This is a genomic window from Pseudoxanthomonas sp. G3 (assembly GCF_057654715.1).
Map to the genome: position 1 here is coordinate 1,600,062 of NZ_CM172805.1, position 15,727 is coordinate 1,615,788.

The 15,727-nt window shown below is 68.8% G+C and carries 13 protein-coding genes; 4 read left to right on the forward strand and 9 right to left on the reverse strand.

All coding sequences use genetic code 11. The features are described 5' to 3' along the window. On the reverse strand, positions 1-1,236 hold the full coding sequence (locus AC23D6_RS07695; RefSeq protein ID WP_487752175.1) for an ATP-binding protein: 1,236 nt from the start codon (positions 1,234-1,236) through the stop codon (positions 1-3). An 83-nt stretch (positions 1,237-1,319) separates the two neighbouring features. Here AC23D6_RS07695 and ispG point away from each other — a divergent pair, with 83 nt between their 5' ends. Continuing rightward, the gene (ispG, locus tag AC23D6_RS07700) at positions 1,320-2,585 is read left to right on the forward strand and encodes a flavodoxin-dependent (E)-4-hydroxy-3-methylbut-2-enyl-diphosphate synthase (protein WP_487752176.1); all 1,266 of its coding nucleotides are present in this window, start codon (positions 1,320-1,322) and stop codon (positions 2,583-2,585) included. Positions 2,586-2,589: 4 nt separating this feature from the next. Next, positions 2,590-3,264: a phosphatase PAP2 family protein gene (locus AC23D6_RS07705; RefSeq protein WP_487752592.1), complete on the forward strand. Its 675-nt coding sequence runs from the start codon at positions 2,590-2,592 to the stop codon at positions 3,262-3,264. A 100-nt stretch (positions 3,265-3,364) separates the two neighbouring features. Here AC23D6_RS07705 and AC23D6_RS07710 read toward each other — a convergent pair whose 3' ends face one another. Continuing rightward, positions 3,365-3,973 carry a hypothetical protein gene (locus AC23D6_RS07710; protein WP_487752177.1) on the reverse strand — a complete coding sequence of 203 codons (609 nt, stop codon included), beginning with the start codon at positions 3,971-3,973 and terminating at the stop codon, positions 3,365-3,367. Between the two features lie 55 nt (positions 3,974-4,028). Continuing rightward, on the reverse strand, positions 4,029-5,444 hold the full coding sequence (locus tag AC23D6_RS07715; RefSeq protein ID WP_487752178.1) for a pectin acetylesterase-family hydrolase: 1,416 nt from the start codon (positions 5,442-5,444) through the stop codon (positions 4,029-4,031). A gap of 385 nt (positions 5,445-5,829) precedes the next feature. Here AC23D6_RS07715 and AC23D6_RS07720 point away from each other — a divergent pair, with 385 nt between their 5' ends. Continuing rightward, complete coding sequence (locus AC23D6_RS07720; RefSeq protein WP_487752593.1) at positions 5,830-6,771, forward strand: DedA family protein/thiosulfate sulfurtransferase GlpE; 942 nt, start codon at positions 5,830-5,832, stop codon at positions 6,769-6,771. A gap of 11 nt (positions 6,772-6,782) precedes the next feature. Here the strand turns inward: AC23D6_RS07720 and AC23D6_RS07725 are convergent, their stop codons facing one another. Beyond that, positions 6,783-7,679 carry a diguanylate cyclase gene (locus tag AC23D6_RS07725; RefSeq protein WP_487752179.1) on the reverse strand — a complete coding sequence of 299 codons (897 nt, stop codon included), beginning with the start codon at positions 7,677-7,679 and terminating at the stop codon, positions 6,783-6,785. Positions 7,680-7,774: 95 nt separating this feature from the next. On the opposite strand from AC23D6_RS07725, the gene AC23D6_RS07730 reads away from it, so the two are divergent. Next, positions 7,775-10,516 carry a tetratricopeptide repeat protein gene (locus AC23D6_RS07730; protein ID WP_487752180.1) on the forward strand — a complete coding sequence of 914 codons (2,742 nt, stop codon included), beginning with the start codon at positions 7,775-7,777 and terminating at the stop codon, positions 10,514-10,516. Between the two features lie 9 nt (positions 10,517-10,525). Here AC23D6_RS07730 and AC23D6_RS07735 read toward each other — a convergent pair whose 3' ends face one another. The 5 genes from AC23D6_RS07735 to amaB form a co-directional block, all read right to left on the reverse strand. Beyond that, complete coding sequence (locus tag AC23D6_RS07735; RefSeq protein WP_487752181.1) at positions 10,526-11,434, reverse strand: DMT family transporter; 909 nt, start codon at positions 11,432-11,434, stop codon at positions 10,526-10,528. A gap of 14 nt (positions 11,435-11,448) precedes the next feature. Next, complete coding sequence (gene murB, locus AC23D6_RS07740) at positions 11,449-12,489, reverse strand: UDP-N-acetylmuramate dehydrogenase (protein WP_487752182.1); 1,041 nt, start codon at positions 12,487-12,489, stop codon at positions 11,449-11,451. Beyond that, entirely contained in the window at positions 12,486-13,541 is a 1,056-nt protein-coding gene (locus AC23D6_RS07745; RefSeq protein WP_487752183.1) for a quinone-dependent dihydroorotate dehydrogenase, read from the reverse strand. Before AC23D6_RS07745 ends, murB begins: the two co-directional genes overlap by 4 nt. 14 nt (positions 13,542-13,555) lie before the next feature. Then, positions 13,556-13,834, reverse strand: a complete 279-nt coding sequence (locus tag AC23D6_RS07750; RefSeq protein WP_487752184.1) for a DUF4190 domain-containing protein — start codon at positions 13,832-13,834, stop codon at positions 13,556-13,558. A 147-nt stretch (positions 13,835-13,981) separates the two neighbouring features. After that, positions 13,982-15,514, reverse strand: a complete 1,533-nt coding sequence (gene amaB, locus AC23D6_RS07755) for an L-piperidine-6-carboxylate dehydrogenase (RefSeq protein WP_487752185.1) — start codon at positions 15,512-15,514, stop codon at positions 13,982-13,984. Positions 15,515-15,727: the final 213 nt, after the last annotated feature.

Genomic DNA, 15,727 nt, shown 5'->3' on the forward strand with positions numbered 1-15,727 from the left:
TCAGGGTGTTTCGTCGTGGCCGGCCACCGGCAGGCGGAATTGCACCTGCACGCCCTTGGGCGGCACGGCGCGCATGGTCATGCGCCCGCCCAGCCGCTCGATCGTGGCGTGCGACAGGGCCAGGCCCACGCCCATGCCCTCGGGCTTGCTGGTGCGGAAGAGTTGCTCGGACTGGAACGGCAGCGCTTCATGAAAGCCGTTGCCGTAATCGCGCACCGTGCCGACGAGTTCGTCGCCCTCGCAGCGCAGGTCCAGGTCTACGCGCTGCGAGCCGGCCTGCCGGCTGGCATCGGCGGCGTTGTTCAGCAGCGCCTGCAGCAGGTGGCCAGTGGAGGCATCGGTCGCCAGCCACGGCGGCAGCGCGCCGGTGCGCTGCAGTTCCACGGTGGGGCGGATCAGCTGCCAGCGCTGCACGACGTCGTCCAGGTCCACGCGCTGGCGCACGCCCATGTCGGCGGACGCAGCGAGCGCGCGCACGCGGTCGCGGCACAGGTCGATCAGCTGGCGCATCGTGGTGGCGTCTTCGCGAATGTCCGGCTCGCTTGCATGCTCGCGGATGTCCTCGGTGAGCAGCGTCATCGTCGCGAGCGGCGTGTTGAGTTCATGCGCCACGGCGGCGGCATGGGTGGCCAGCGCGACAATGCCTTCGTTGCGCGCGAAGCGCTCGCGCAAGCGTGCCAGCTCCTGTTCGCGCATGCGCAACGCGGCCACCAGCCGCGTGGAGAAGTACAGCACCACGCCGGCGGAAAGCACGAAGTTCACCGCCATGCCCCACAGGTGCACGTTGAAGTTGTTGCCGTGCAGGTGCGGCAGCGGGCGGCCGAAGGCCGCGGTCAGCACATAGCCCAACAGGCAGGCCACGCCGGTGGCCAGCACCCAGCGCAACGGCAGCGCCAGCGAGGAGACCGCGATCAGCAGCAGGAACATCGAGCTGAACGGATTGCCGATGCCGCCGCTCCAGGCCACCAGCCAGGACAGCACGGCCACGTCGACCAGCATGTGGGTGAAGGCCTCGGCGGGGGTCTCCTCGCCGGGGTGGCGGCTGCGCCAGGTGGCGTAGACGTTGAACAGGGCCAGCGCCGCGATGCCGCCCCACAGCGGCCAGCGGGGCAGGGCGATACCTAGCGGGCCCAGTGCGACCAGCACCGTCACTGCCTGGCCCACGATCGCCACCCAGCGCAGATTGCACAAGGTGCGCAGGAACGACGGCGTGGTGGTCAGCAGGGTATTCGGCATCGGTACATGCTAGAGCAAGCGTGCGCGCGGGGCCTGCGGCATGGCGTCGCAGGGCGGCGGGGCGCCCACGCTACAATGGCGCCATGCACGACGCCGTCACCCGCCCCACGCCCCCCACCGACGCCGCGCCTTGGCCGCGCCGCATCACCCAGGCCGTCCAGATCGGCAACGCCGTCGTCGGCGGCGGCCGCCCGGTGGTGGTGCAGTCGATGACCAATACCGACACCGCCGACATCGCCGGCAGCGTGAAGCAGGTGGCCGAACTCTGGCGCGCCGGCTCGGAAATGGTCCGCCTGACCGTCAACAATCCCGAGTCCGCCGCCGCCATCCCGCGCATCCGCGACAAGCTGGAGATGATGGGCATCTCGGTGCCGCTGATCGGCGATTTCCACTACAACGGCCACCAGCTGCTCGCGGGTGAGCCGGCCTGCGCCGAAGCGCTGGCCAAGTACCGCATCAACCCGGGCAACGTTGGCTTCGGCAAGAAGAAGGACACCCAGTTCGCCCAGCTCATCGAATTCGCGATCCGTTACGGCAAGCCGGTGCGCATCGGCGCCAACTGGGGCTCGCTGGACCAGGCGCTGGCCGCGCAGCTGATGGACGAGAACCACGCGCGCGAGACGCCGTGGGATGCGGGGCGCGTGCTGCGCGAGGCGCTGATCCGCTCGGCGGTGGATTCCGGCGAGCGCGCCGTCGAACTGGGATTGCCGCGCGACCGCATCGTGCTGTCGGCCAAGGTCAGCGGCGTGCAGGAACTGATCGCGGTCTACCGCGACATGGCCAGCCGCACCGACTTCGCCCTGCACCTGGGCCTGACCGAGGCCGGCATCGGCAGCAAGGGCATCGTCGCCTCGAGCGCCGCACTGGCGGTGCTGCTGCAAGAAGGCATCGGCGACACCATCCGCATCTCGCTGACGCCGGAGCCCGGCCAGTCGCGCACGCAGGAAGTCATCGTCGCGCAGGAGCTGCTGCAGACCACCGGCTTGCGCGCCTTCACGCCGATGGTCACCGCCTGTCCCGGCTGCGGCCGCACCACCTCCGAGTTCTTCCAGGAATTGGCGAAGGTCGTGCAGGAACACGTGCGCGGCAAGATGCCCGAGTGGAAGATCACCCATCCCGGCGCGGAGACCATGACGCTGGCCGTAATGGGCTGCGTGGTGAACGGGCCGGGCGAATCGCGCCACGCCAACATCGGCATTTCCTTGCCGGGGACCGGCGAGGCGCCTGCGGCGCCGGTGTTCGTCGATGGCGAGAAGAAGGTGACGCTGCGCGGCGAGAACATCGCGCAGGAGTTCGTCGCGCTGATCGACGACTACGTCGAGGCCAAGTACGCGCGTGTCGCCGGCTGAGAGGCTGGTCCAAGGCGGGCGCTTCATCGCCAGCCTGCTGCGCGAGCATGGCGGCCGCCTGGTCCTGTTGTTCCTGTGCCTGCTGGCGCCGCTGTGGCTGTTCGTCGAACTCGCCGATGAAGTCCACGAACTGGAAGTGTTCTACTTCGACGACCCGCTGCTGTGGCGCGCCCATGCGCTGGCAGGCCCGGCGCTGGACCGGTTCTTCGTCTTCATCTCCGCGATCGGCTACCAGTGGGGTGTGGTGCCGGCGGATATCGCGCTGACGGTGGGCTTGCTGATTGCGCGACGCTGGCGCGAAGCGACGTTCGCCGGGGCGTCCTTCGCGGGGTCGGCGCTGCTGAACATGGCGACGAAACAGTTCTTCCAGCGCGACCGGCCGACGCTGTGGGAATCCATCGCGCCCGAACACACCTTCAGTTTCCCCAGCGGCCACGCGATGGGGTCGGCCACGCTGGCGATGGTGGTCGTGCTGCTGTGCTGGCATACGCGCTGGCGCTGGCCGGTCGCCGCCCTGGCGGCGCTGTTCGCGCTCGCCGTGGGTGCTTCGCGGATCTACCTGGGCGTGCATTACCCATCCGACATCCTCGGCGGCTGGGCCGCCGGCGTCGCCTGGGTGTCCGGCGTCTACCTGGTGCTGTACCGCATTCGCGAGCGGCCCTGGCAGGTCAGAGGCTAAAAGGCCGGTCGTGGGAGCGACGTGAGTCGCGATGGCCCACCTGTAAAGCCTCATCGCGACTTACGTCGCTCCCACACCTGTTTCCGCATGCACCAGTTCTTCAGGGCGCATACGCCCGTTCGCGTTCTTTCTGCAACCGCTGGCGCAGGTACTGATCGCGGGTGAGGCCGGCCGGGACCGACGTCATCGACATCACTTCGGCCACCACCTGCGCCTCGCGCGTCTTGTAGGCCGTGAAGCGGGGATCGTTCGCCTGCTGCGCGACGAAGGCGGCCATGCGCTGGTCGGCATGCGTGCGGTAGCGCTCGGCAATGGCCGCGACTTCCTCGGCCTGCCGCGCGGGGTCGTCGACTGTTGCTCTCACCAGGGCGGTCCACAGCAGCACCGCTTCGCCAGCGGACAGGCCACCCGCGGCTTCGTATGCATCGATCTGGCGTGTCAGCGAGTCGGCGCGTTCGCTACGCTCCACGGCACGCAGGGAGGCAGCGCGCGCGAAAAAATCCCTCGCATCGGCTTCGAAGCGTTGCCGGTCGCGGTACGCCCGTGCTTGCGGCGTCGCCTGCAACGACGCCAGCGCCGGCGAGGGTGCGTCGAGTGTCGCCGAGGATGGGTGGGCATCTGCCGACACGCCCGCATCCTCGCGCTTCCACCAGAACACGGCGGCGGCGAAAACCAGGCAGGGCACCAGCAGCGTCAGCAGCTTCTTCATGCACGACTTCCTGGACGCCGGGACCGTCGCTGTGGAACGGTCCCGGCCGTTGACATCAACCCAGCAACTGATCGACCAGCCAGTACAGTGGATTGAATGGTTTGGCCTTGTCGGCCTTATCGTCCTGCTCGCTGGCGTCGATCACCTTGCCCTGACCATCGAGCACGCTGTCGATGAAGTGCTTCAGCTCCAGGTTCTGCGCCTGCACGTCGGCGTTCTTGAAGTCGACGATGGTGGTGCAGTGGCTTTCGTTCAGCGCGCGATACTGCGGGAAGTAGCCGCCGAAATTGTTCAGCGTGTTCAGGCGGTCGCGCAGGCGCGTCGTGTCGGTGTTCCAGCGTGCGTGGATGCGGGCTTCCTTGGTCGCCTGGTCCGGTGCATTGGCGATGTCGGGATAGAACCGCTCGTACGAGTACGAGGAGTAGTTCAGGTCCTTCCAGAAGTGCGTGTGGCCAAGACGATCGTTGGCGTACTTGCTGGACAGCGCCGGGTACAGGCTGCCCAGTTCGTTGAGATCGAGCTGCGGCAGGCCGCTGGCGAGGTAGGGCAGTGGGCCGTTGGGCTGGTCCAGGCCCCAGGCGCTGCGGATCAGCGCCATCAGCGGTTGCGACGGGTAATCCACCGGACTGCCGTTCTTCAGCGTGGGGAAGATCGGGCCGGAGTCGTCGATCAGGAAGCTGCGCGTGGGCGCCAGGTCGCGGCGCAGCGGGTGATAGCTGGTCAGGCTGCCGGCGCCGCCGGCGCTGCAGCCGGTGGACAGCATCTGGGTGGGACGCGGCAGGTTGTCCTTCAACCAGCCGACAACCGCGCGCACATTGCGTACGCCATTGTGGTGCCACACCAGCGGTGCGTTCTGGCCGCTCGGGTCGTTGTACACCGCGACGCGGTCGCCGCTATAGATGTCGCCGGTGCAGTAGGGCACGTAGACCATGTTCCAACCCTGAGTCTTCACCGCATCGAAAGGACTGACGCGGGTGACGAACGGGCTGACCAGGCTCGCACCGGGATTCAGCAGGCTCATGTAGTCGTCCGGAATCCCGTTGGGATTGCGGGCGCCACGCACGCCGGTCTGCCCGGTGCAGCTGGCGTAGTCCCAGCAGGCGCCGCCGCCTTCCATGTAGATGATCGTGTTGCGCGTGTCGGCCACGCGGTTGACGAAGAACTTGAACGGCGAACCATCGCCACAGACCGCGCCGGTCTGCGGGGCGAGCTGGATGGTCTGCCAGGCATCGTAGCGGCCGGGCTGGAACCCGTCGTTGAAGCCGGCGGGATTGGCCAGCAGCGGGTAGGTGCCGGTGCGTTGCGCGGCGGTGACCTTGTTGTCGGCCTTGGGCGGCGACACCAGGTTCACCAGGGTTTGCCAGAAGCTGTAGTCGCCTTCTTCGGCCTTCAGCGGCGCCGCCACCATCAGGGTGAGGCCGGCGGTGGCCAGGACGAGGGACAGGCGCGCGGGTCGTACGGGTGCAACCATGATCGGATCCTCCGGCGAGAGTCTGTGGACGTTCAACGGGATGGACTGCCTTGGCGTGCGGCACGCGTGGGGGCGACGACCGTACAGCGGCGCATGGTCGGCCGCTACCGCGGCAAGGGGATTAAGCCGGCGTGAGGGGAACGGCTTTGGCTGCCGATGCCCCCTCGATTGGCCGGAATGCCCCCCCTTCCGGCGCGTTTCGAAGCCCCCGCAGACGGCCGCGATCATGCAGCGCAGCAGACGTGGGGCGCAGCGGGGTGGTACAGGCGTGCGCGATCCCGCCGGGCAACGGATCGTTGCAGGCCCGCCGCTTGCCCGCGCTGCGCGCGGGGTCGAACATGCCGATGCACGCCGTGGGACGCGGCGTGGACTTTCGGGGATGGCAATGCAGGAACTGGTCGACCGATACGGCGTGCTGCTGGTATTCGTCAACGTGCTCGCGTTGTCGCTCGGCCTGCCGGTGCCCGCGATGCCCACCCTGATCCTGGTCGGCGCCGGCCTGGCGCTGCACGCCGATCCGCTGTGGCTGCCGCTGGCGGGCGTGCTCGGGGTGTCGGTGCTGGCCAGCCTGATCGGCGACAGCGTGTGGTTCTATGCGGGCCGCCGTTATGGCAACCGCACGCTGCAGTCGCTGTGCCGGCTGTCGCTGTCGCGCGATACCTGCATGAAGCGCACGGAACGTTTCTACGGCCGCTTCGGCATTCGCGTGCTTTCGGTGGCGAAGTTCATTCCCGGCTTGTCGATGGTGTCGGTGCCGCTGGCCGGCGCAATGCAGGCGGGCGTGCCGCGCTTCTTGCGCTACGACGGTCTGGGCGCCGCGCTGTGGGCGGCGTTGGGCCTTGGCTTGGGCGTGGTATTCGCCGACCAGGTGGAGTCCGTGATCGACGCCCTGTCGCAACTCGGCACCGGCGCGGGTGTGGTGATCGGCGTGGCGCTGGCGGCCTATGTCGGCTGGCGCTGGTGGCGCCGGCGCACGCTGCTGAGATCGCTGGAAGCCGCGCGCATCGATCCGCCGGCGCTCGACGCGCTGGTGCGGGCCGGCCAGCCGCCGGTGGTGTTCGACATCCGCGCGCCCGGCTTCCGCGATGTGGACCCGTACGTGATTCCCGGTGCGGTGTTCGCCGACGAACGCCAGCTCGACGGCATCCTCGCCACCTATCCGAGAGATGGGAAAATCGTCATCTATTGCGCCTGCCCGGACGAAGTATCGGCGGCCTGGATGGCCGGCCGGCTGCGCGCGGCGGGCTTCCGCGACGTGCTGCCGCTGCGCGGCGGCATCGATGCCTGGCGCGCGGCCGGCTACGGGGTGGACCGGCTCGGCGACTGATCTCCCCCGGCTCAGTGCTCGATGCAGACCCGGTTGCGGCCTTCGCTCTTGGCGCGGTACAGAGCGGCGTCGGCCGCCGCCATCATCCGGCTGCAGGTATCGCGCTCCGGCGTCAGCGAGGCGATGCCGATACTCACGGTGATGCGCTGCGCTTCGCCGCCGGGGCGGAACACCACCGCTTCCACCGCTTCGCGCAGACGCTCGGCGAATCCGTAGGCCGCCTCCGGCCCGCATTCGGGCAACAGCACGGCGAACTCCTCCCCGCCGATGCGCGCGGCGGCATCGTCGTTGCGCACGTGCCGGCGTACCAGCCCCGCGATCTGCTTCAGCACGTGGTCGCCGGAAATGTGGCCGTAGCGGTCGTTGATCGGCTTGAACAGGTCCACATCGATGATGCACATCGTCAGCGCCCGCTGGTGGCGCATCGCCCGCGCGATCTCCTTCTCCACCGTCTCGATGAAATGCCGGCGGTTGTACATCTCCGTCAGCGCATCGTGGGTGGCGAGCTGGTAGATCTCTTCGTGGTAATGCGCTTCCACGCTGCTGTGGCTGATGAACTTCAGGACGCTTTCGCCCAGCGTCAGGTGGTCGCCGTCGGCCAGTGCGGCTTCCTGCACCGGCACATCGTTCAGGCGCGTGGCGTTGGTGGCGCCGAGATCGCGCACGCGGTAGGTCTCGCCCTCGCGCCACAGCTCGCAATGCAGGCGCGACACGCTGTTGTGCGGGATATGGAGGTCCGCTTCCTGCGAACGGCCCACCACCACGCGCCGGTCGCCGATGTCGGCCCGCCGGCCCAGGCCCTCGCCCTGGATCACCACCACGCAGGCGGAGCGGGGCGAGAGCGGGCGCGGGCCGTCGCTGAGGACGGTCCGGAGCGTGGTATGCGGGTCGAGAGGGTCCCGGGACATGCGAGGGCGGCAGGCAGATGCGGGGCCGAGTGTACCGGATCGGTCGGTCAACTCACGCTTCCGCTACCATGGCCGGGACCACCGGGGATAGTGGCATGACTTCGCAACCTTACGACGAGCTCGCGCCTACCGAGCAGCTGGCCACGCGCCTGCAGGACGCGCCCACCGCGCCCGACGGCACGCTGGCGCCCGGCGCGCGGCTGGGCCATTACCGCATCGAGGGTCTGCTCGGCCGCGGCGGGATGGGCGAGGTCTACCGCGCCGCGCAGTTGGAACCGGTCCGCCGCGAGGTGGCGCTGAAGCTGCTGCGCGCGCAGAAGCTGCAAGCCCGCCATCTGGCGCACTTCGAGGTGGAACGGCAGGTCCTGGCGCAGATGCGCCACCCGGCCATCGCCCAGATCTACGACGCGGGCGCCACCGAAGAGGGCTTCCCCTTCTTCGCGATGGAATTGATCGAAGGCAGCCCGATCACACGCTATTGTCGCGAGCAGCGGTTGTCGCTGGACGCGCGCGTCGCGTTGTTCATCCGCGTCTGCGAAGGCGTGCAGCACGCGCACCACAAGGGCGTGGTCCACCGCGACCTGAAACCGGGCAACCTGCTGGTCGATACGTTGGATGGCAGGCCGGTACCGAAGATCATCGACTTCGGCATCGCGATGGCGGCCTCGCTGGCCGGCGAGGCTGCGTTGGAGCGCGCCGGCACCCCCGAATACATGAGCCCGGAGCAGGCGCACGGCGATGCGCACCAGGTGGACACGCGCAGCGATGTCTATTCGCTCGGCGTCGTGCTGTACGAACTGATCGCCGGCGTGCGTCCGGATGCGGTGGGCGAGACCTGGGCGGCGGAAACGCCGACCGCGGTGGCGCCTTCATCCCGGCTGGCGGCCTTGCCCGCGGAACAGGCCAAACAGGTCGCCGACGAACGCCAACTGTCCTTGTCCGGCATGCGCGAGCGCCTGCGTGGCGACCTGGACTGGATCGTGCTGAAGGCGATGCAGCACGACCGCGACGCGCGCTACGGGTCGGTCGCCGCGCTGGCGGACGACCTTCAGCGGTATCTCGATGGGCGCGTGGTCGGTGCGGTGCCGCCGAGCCGCGGCTACGCTGCGCGCAAGTTCCTCCGTCGCCACCGCACCGCGACCGCGGCAGCGGCCGTGGTGCTGCTCGCGCTGTTCGCCGGATTGGGGCTGTCGCTCTACGGCCTGCAGCAGGCACGGGCGCAGCGTGCGGTGGCCGAGTCGCGCAGTGCGGAGCTGGAAAAGGTCGCCGCGTTCCAGCAATCGATGCTGGAAGGCATCGACATCGAGACGATGGGCGTGGGCCTGTCCGAGGGACTGGTGCGGCAGATCGCGAACGTGGATCCGGCGGCCTCCGCGACCTTCGGTGCGACGCTGGCCAAGGCCAGCACCGGCGACCTGGCGCGCGACCTGGTGGACCGCCAGCTGCTGGCCAATGCCGAGGACGCGATCGCCCGCGACTTCGCCGACCAGCCTGACGTCGCGGCCAGCCTCCGCGAATCGGTCGCGCGGGTGTATGCCGCCATCGGCCGCTTCGACAAGGCGGCGGAGCACTTCGGCCGGGTCGCCGAGCACCGCGCGGCCACGCTTGGCGATGCCGCACCGGAAACGCTGCGCGCGCGCAACGAACAGGTGCAGGCGTTGCTGGAGGGCGCCCACATCGACGAAGCCGAGGCGGTCCTGCAGAAAGCGCTGCCGCGCGCGTTCGGCCTGCCCGTGAACGATCGCGTGCGGGTCAAGCTGGAACTGGCGCAGGCGCAGGTCATCTCGGCGCGCGGTGACCGCCCGCGCGCGAAAGCCGTCGTGCAGGCCATCCAGGCGCGCCTGCTCGCCAGCGCGGGCGAAAGCGATCCGGCTACGCTGGAAGCCACCAACAACCTGGCGGCCGTGCAGCGCAACCTCGGCGAACTGCCCGAGGCGCGCGCCAACATGGAGAAGGTCGTCGCGCTGCGCACGGCCACCCTGGGGCCGGACGACGAGGAGACCCTATCCGCGATGGGCAACCTGGCGGTGTTGCGGATCATGAACCGCGAGCGCGACGAGGCGATCGCGATGCAGCGCGACCTCACCCAGCGCTACACGCGCAAGTTCGGCAGCGAGCATCCCACCACGCTGCAGGCACGCAGCACGCTGGCCACGATGATGATCGATGGCGGCGACCAGAAGGCGGTGAAGGCCGCGCTTCCCGCGCTGCAGGAGGTGCTCGCCGCGCGCGAACGCGTGCTCGGTCGCGACCATCCGCAGACCGTGCGCACCCGCCTGAACCTTGCGACGGCCTACGCGAGGCTCGACGACTTCGCCGCCGCCCTTCCGCTGGAAGAGCAGGTCATCACTGCGCGCAGCCGCACCCAGGGCGCCGCGCATCCGGACACGCTGTCGATTCTGGTCAACCACGCGGGCACGCTGCTCAATGCCGGCCAGGCGGAAGCGGCGCTGCGCCTGCTGGGCGACGTGCAACCGCTGGCGTTGAAGACGCTCGGCGAAAAGCACCCGCAAGCCCAGATCACCATGGTCATCCGCGCCGAAGCACTGCGCGTGCTGGGCCGCACCGAGGAGGCCGTGCCGGAGTATCAGCGTCTGTTCGAACTGCGCCGCCGCGTGCTGGGCGAGACGCACCTGGAAACCCGCATCGCCGCCTGGAACCTGATCGACACGTACAACGAATTGGGACGCAAGGCGGACGCTGAGCCGCTGTACCGCCAGTACGTCGCGCCGCTGCTGGCGGCGGATCCGAAGACGCTGGGCGATGACGATGCGCGATTCGTCGAGCTCTACCGCGAAGGCAAGCGGCCCGGCAAGCAGCCCACCCAGCGGGGCTGAGCGGTCGCGTCATTCGCCCGGCTTGGCCGCGGCGCTGGGTGCCTCGGAGGCGGCGCGGCGCGCCAGCACGGCCTCGCGGTGCGCGATGTAGGCATTGGCGCCGAAGATGATGCCGGCGCCGACCAGTGTCCAGGCGTCGAGCGATTCGTCGAACAGCAGCCAGCCGAACAGCGCGACCACCGGCAGCTGCATGAAGCTGATCGGCGTCAGTGCCGACACTTCGCCCAGCTTCAAAGCGCGCGTCCAGAGCATGTGGCCGCCGGTACCGAGCACGCCGGCGGCGATCACCCAGACCCAGGTGATGCCTTGCGGCCACTCCCATACGGCCAGCGCCGGCAGCAGCGACATCGGCACCCACAGCAGGGTGGTGTAGATGACGATGCGGTCGGCCGGTTCCGTGTGGGACAGCTGCTTGATCTGGATGGCGACGAGCGCGCTCATCACCGCGGCGAGTACCGCGATCAGCGCGTCCACGGTGAACTCGGCGGTGCCCGGCCGCACGATCACCAGCACGCCGATGAAGCCGAGCCCCACGGCGGTCCAGCGTCGCGCACGGACTTGTTCGTTGAGCATTGCCGCCGCGGCCAGCGTCACGAACAGCGGTGTTGAGTAGGACAGCGATACCGCCTGCGCCAGCGGCAGGTGGCCGATCGCCCAGAAGCCGGCGAGCATCGAGCAGATGCCGATGAGGCAGCGGAACAGGTAGCGCGGGAACTGGGTGGTCTTCAGGAAGCCCGGGCCGTGCCGCAGGATCAGCGGCGCGGCGGCGATCAGGCCGAAGAAGTTGCGGAAGAACGCGATCTCGAACGTGTGCAGCGTCGCCGAGGCGAGGCGGATCGCCACCACCATCAGCGCGAACAGCACCGTGCTGCCCAGCATCAGCAGCGCGGCGCGGAAGTGGGCGGGAACGACGGGCATGGGACGGGGACGGCCTACCAGCGGGCGCCGATGATCTTGGGCTCGGGTTCGATCGCCACGCCGAAGCGGGCCTGTACCGATTCCGCGATGCGCCGCGCCAGCGAGAGCAGCTGCGCGCCCGTGGCCAGCCCGTGGTTCACCAGCACCAGCGCATGCGCGGCGGACACGCCGGCATCGCCGTCGCGATGGCCCTTCCAGCCGCAGGCTTCGATCATCCACGCCGCGGACAGCTTGCGGTTGTGCTCGGCATTGCCGCGGAACACGGGCAGGGTGGGATAGTCGACCTGCAGCGCGTCGGCCTGCGCCTGCGAGAGGATCGGGTTCTTGAAGAAGCTGCCGGCGTTGCCGACGATGGCTGGGTCCGGCAACTTGCGTTGGCGGATGCGGACGACGGCGTCGCCTACGTTGCGCGCAGTGGGCGAGGTGATACCCATCGCGGTCAGTTCCTCGCGGATGCCGGCGTAATCCAGGCGCAGCTGCGCCGTGCGCGGCAGCACGAACTCCACTGCCGTCACCAGGTAGCGGTCGGCCTCCCGCTTGAACACGCTGTCGCGGTAGGCGAACGCGCAGGCCGTGCGATCGAGCCGCACCAGCGTGCCGGTGCGGCGGTCGAGCGCTTCGACGATGTCGATGAACTCGCCGACTTCGGTGCCGTAGGCGCCGATGTTCTGGATCGGCGATGCACCCGCGGTCCCGGGAATGAGCGCGAGGTTCTCCAGCCCGCACAGGCCCTGTTCCAGCGTCCACATCACCAACGGATGCCAGGCGACGCCGGCATCGGCGCGCACACGCGCTTGCTGGCCATCGTCGGAGAGCACCTGCAGGCCACGCGTGGCCATCGTGATGACGGCGCCCGGCGCATCGCCGGCGAACAGCAGGTTGCTGCCGCCGCCGATCACCAGACTGTCGGTGCCGGCGACCTGCGGCAGCGCCAGCACGTCGGCCAGGGCCGCGGCGTCGTCCACCTCAATCAGCCACGGCGCCCTCGCCGGTACGCCGAACGTGTTGCGATCCCGCAGCGACGCGTTGGCGGTGAGACGGTACCCCTGGGTCATTCGGGCGCCACCGGCCCGCGGCTCGGTGCTTCGCGGCGACGACGGATGGCTTCGACGCATTCGCGCACCAGTTCCGGCCCACGGTAGACCAGGCCGGTGTAGCACTGCACCAGCGACGCGCCGGCGGACATCTTCGCCACCGCATCGGCGCCAGACAGGATGCCGCCCACGCCGATCAGCGGGATGGTGTCGGGCAGGCGCGTGCGCATGCGGCGCAGTACCAGCGTGGCCTGGCCCATCAGCGGAGCACCGGAGAGGCCCCCGGTTTCGCGGGCCTGCGGGTGCTCCTGCACGCTCAGGCGCGAGACGGTGGTGTTGGTGGCGATCACGCCATCCACCTGCATGTCGCCCAGGACGCGGGCCACGGCATCGATGTCGCTGTCGGACAGGTCCGGTGCGATCTTCACCAGCATCGGCACGCGCTTGCCGTGCTGGGCCGCGAGGTCTTCCTGCGCGTCGCGCAGCGTGCCGATCAGCTGGCGCAGCGCTTGCTCTTCCTGCAGTTCGCGCAGCCCGGCCGTGTTGGGCGAGGAGATGTTGACGGTGATGTAGTCGGCCAGCCGGTAGACGCGTTCAAGGCAGTACAGATAATCCGACGCCGCGCGTTCGTTGGAGGTGTCCTTGTTCTTGCCGATGTTGATGCCGAGCAGGCCACGGTCGCGGCGCGCGGCTTCGACATTGCGCACCAGCGCGTCGACGCCCTCGTTGTTGAAGCCCAGGCGGTTGATGACGGCCTGGTGCTGCGGCAGGCGGAACATGCGTGGCTTCGGGTTGCCCGGCTGCGGCTTTGGCGTGACGGTACCGATCTCGACGAAGCCGAAGCCCAGCGCGAACAGCGCATCGATGTGCGCGCCGTTCTTGTCCATGCCGGCGGCCAGGCCGACAGGATTGGGGAAGGTCAGCCCCATCACCTTGGTCGGCATCGGCGTGATCGGCCGAGCCACCAGCGGCGTGGTACCGGTGCGGTAGGCGAGATCCAGGGCCTTCAAGCCCAGGCCATGGGCGGTTTCGGCATCCAGGCCGAACAGGAAAGGTCGGGCGAGGGGATACATGGAGGCGGGCGGGCTCAGTTCAGCGTCGCCAGCCAGGCCAGCCCGCCCAGGAACATGAAGATCACCACCAGGCCCACGATCCACAGCAGCGCCGACAGCCAGCCCAGGATCAGGCCACCGACCGCGAGTCCATCGCCGTCCAGCGCGCCACCGCTGCGGCGGATCTCGCCGCGGGCCATGTGCCCGGTCACGATGGCCACGATCGTGCCGATGAAGGGCAGCAGCGTCCAGCCGAGGATGCCGGAGACGAGGCTGGCGATGGCGAGGCTGCTGGTCGTGCGGGCTTGGTTCATCAGGAGCTCCGTGCAGGGGTCAGGGAGACGCGAGGGCGCTGAATCGGGCACACGAAACAAAAGCGCCACCCGTTGGGGTGGCGCGATTATCCCAGATGACGGCCCGTTCAGGGCGGCCGGCATGCGGACATGCCGGCCTTGCGTGCATCACAGGTCGAACTTGATGCCTTGGGCCAGCGGTAGCGAGTCGGAGTAATTGATGGTGTTGGTCTGGCGGCGCATGTAGACCTTCCAGGCATCCGAGCCGGACTCGCGGCCGCCGCCGGTCTCCTTCTCGCCGCCGAACGCGCCACCGATCTCGGCGCCGCTGGTGCCGATGTTGACGTTGGCGATGCCGCAGTCGCTGCCGGCCGCCGACAGGAACTGCTCGGCCGCCTTGAGGTTCTGGGTGAAGATCGACGACGACAGGCCTTGCGGCACGGCGTTCTGCATGTCGATGGCTTCGTCCAGCGTCTTGTACTTCATCACGTACAGGATCGGCGCGAAGGTCTCGTGCTGCACGACTTCGTCGGAGTTCTTCAAGCCGGTGACGATCGCCGGAAGGACGAAGTTGCCCGGACGGTCGATCGCGGTGCCGCCGGTCTCGACGGTGCCGCCGCTGGCCTTGGCCTTGGCGATGGAATCCAGGAACTGCTGCACCGCGCCGTGGCTGTTGAGCGGCCCCATCAGGTTGGCCGGGTCGGTCGGGTCGCCGATCTTGCCTTCCACCTGCTTGTACGCCTTGATCAGCGTGGCCAGCACGGTGTCGTAGATGGATTCGTGCACGATCAGGCGGCGCGTGGTGGTGCAACGCTGGCCGGCGGTGCCGACGGCGCCGAACACGATGCCGGGGATGGCCAGCTTCAGGTCGGCGGTTTCGTCCAGGATGATGGCGTTGTTGCCGCCCAGTTCCAGCAGGCTGCGGCCCATGCGGCGCGCGACGCGCTCACCGACGGTGCGCCCGACCTGGGTGGAGCCGGTGAAGCTGATCAGCGGGATGCGCGTGTCGTCGACGAACTGCTGCGCCAGTTCGACGCCGGCATCGTTGATCAGGAAGAAGATGTCCGGGAAGCCGCCGGCCTTGAGCGCGTCGTTGCAGATCTTCATGCTGGCGATCGCGGTCAGCGGCGTCTTGTTGGACGGCTTCCAGATGCAGATGTCGCCGCAGATCGCGGCCAGGAAGGAGTTCCACGCCCACACCGCGACCGGGAAGTTGAACGCGCTGATGATGCCGACCAGGCCCAGCGGCTGGTACTGCTCGTACATGCGGTGGCCGGGACGCTCCGAGTGCATGGTGTAGCCGTACAGCATGCGGCTCTGGCCCACGGCGAAGTCGGCGATGTCGATCATCTCCTGCACTTCGCCGTCGCCTTCCGGCTTGCTCTTGCCCATTTCCAGCGCGACCAGCGAACCCAGCGCGTCCTTGTGCTTGCGCAGCGCTTCGCCGCACAGGCGCACGGCTTCGCCGCGGCGCGGCGCTGGCGTGGTGCGCCAGATCTTGAACGCGGCCTGGGCGCGGGCGATGACCTTCTCGTAGTCGGCCTGGCTGCTGGCGTGGACCTCGGCGATCACCTCGTTGGTGGTCGGGTTGATCGACTGCAGCAAGCCGGCGTCCGTGGTCGTGGACCACTCGCCGCTGCCGAGGTAGGTGCCGGAGTTGGTGCTGGCAAGGCCAAGGGCCTTGAGAAGGTCTGCGGGCATGAAGTGCTCCAGGGATCGAATGCAGGGGATGCGGCCGAAGGGCCCCATCGCGGGGGCATGATTCTACCAGAGCGGCCGCGCCCGACCTGCTGGAAACCCTGTGTATTTCAATCGGTTACAGCGCCGTTGATTCGCTGTCGGCGTCTGTTCGGATTGCCGAGCCGGAACTGGCGTTGTCGGCGATCTGCCGATGCGGTGCGGAGCCCGCACGAG

Bases quoted from the DNA above. Each gene is read 5' to 3' on its own strand.
- AC23D6_RS07695 (WP_487752175.1), bottom strand. From the start codon at position 1,236: ATGCCGAATACCCTGCTGACCACCACGCCGTCGTTCCTGCGCACCTTG.
- ispG (WP_487752176.1), top strand. From the start codon at position 1,320: ATGCACGACGCCGTCACCCGCCCCACGCCCCCCACCGACGCCGCGCCT.
- AC23D6_RS07710 (WP_487752177.1), bottom strand. From the start codon at position 3,973: ATGAAGAAGCTGCTGACGCTGCTGGTGCCCTGCCTGGTTTTCGCCGCC.
- AC23D6_RS07715 (WP_487752178.1), bottom strand. From the start codon at position 5,444: ATGGTTGCACCCGTACGACCCGCGCGCCTGTCCCTCGTCCTGGCCACC.
- AC23D6_RS07720 (WP_487752593.1), top strand. From the start codon at position 5,830: ATGCAGGAACTGGTCGACCGATACGGCGTGCTGCTGGTATTCGTCAAC.
- AC23D6_RS07725 (WP_487752179.1), bottom strand. From the start codon at position 7,679: ATGTCCCGGGACCCTCTCGACCCGCATACCACGCTCCGGACCGTCCTC.
- AC23D6_RS07730 (WP_487752180.1), top strand. From the start codon at position 7,775: ATGACTTCGCAACCTTACGACGAGCTCGCGCCTACCGAGCAGCTGGCC.
- AC23D6_RS07735 (WP_487752181.1), bottom strand. From the start codon at position 11,434: ATGCCCGTCGTTCCCGCCCACTTCCGCGCCGCGCTGCTGATGCTGGGC.
- murB (WP_487752182.1), bottom strand. From the start codon at position 12,489: ATGACCCAGGGGTACCGTCTCACCGCCAACGCGTCGCTGCGGGATCGC.
- AC23D6_RS07745 (WP_487752183.1), bottom strand. From the start codon at position 13,541: ATGTATCCCCTCGCCCGACCTTTCCTGTTCGGCCTGGATGCCGAAACC.
- AC23D6_RS07750 (WP_487752184.1), bottom strand. From the start codon at position 13,834: ATGAACCAAGCCCGCACGACCAGCAGCCTCGCCATCGCCAGCCTCGTC.
- amaB (WP_487752185.1), bottom strand. From the start codon at position 15,514: ATGCCCGCAGACCTTCTCAAGGCCCTTGGCCTTGCCAGCACCAACTCC.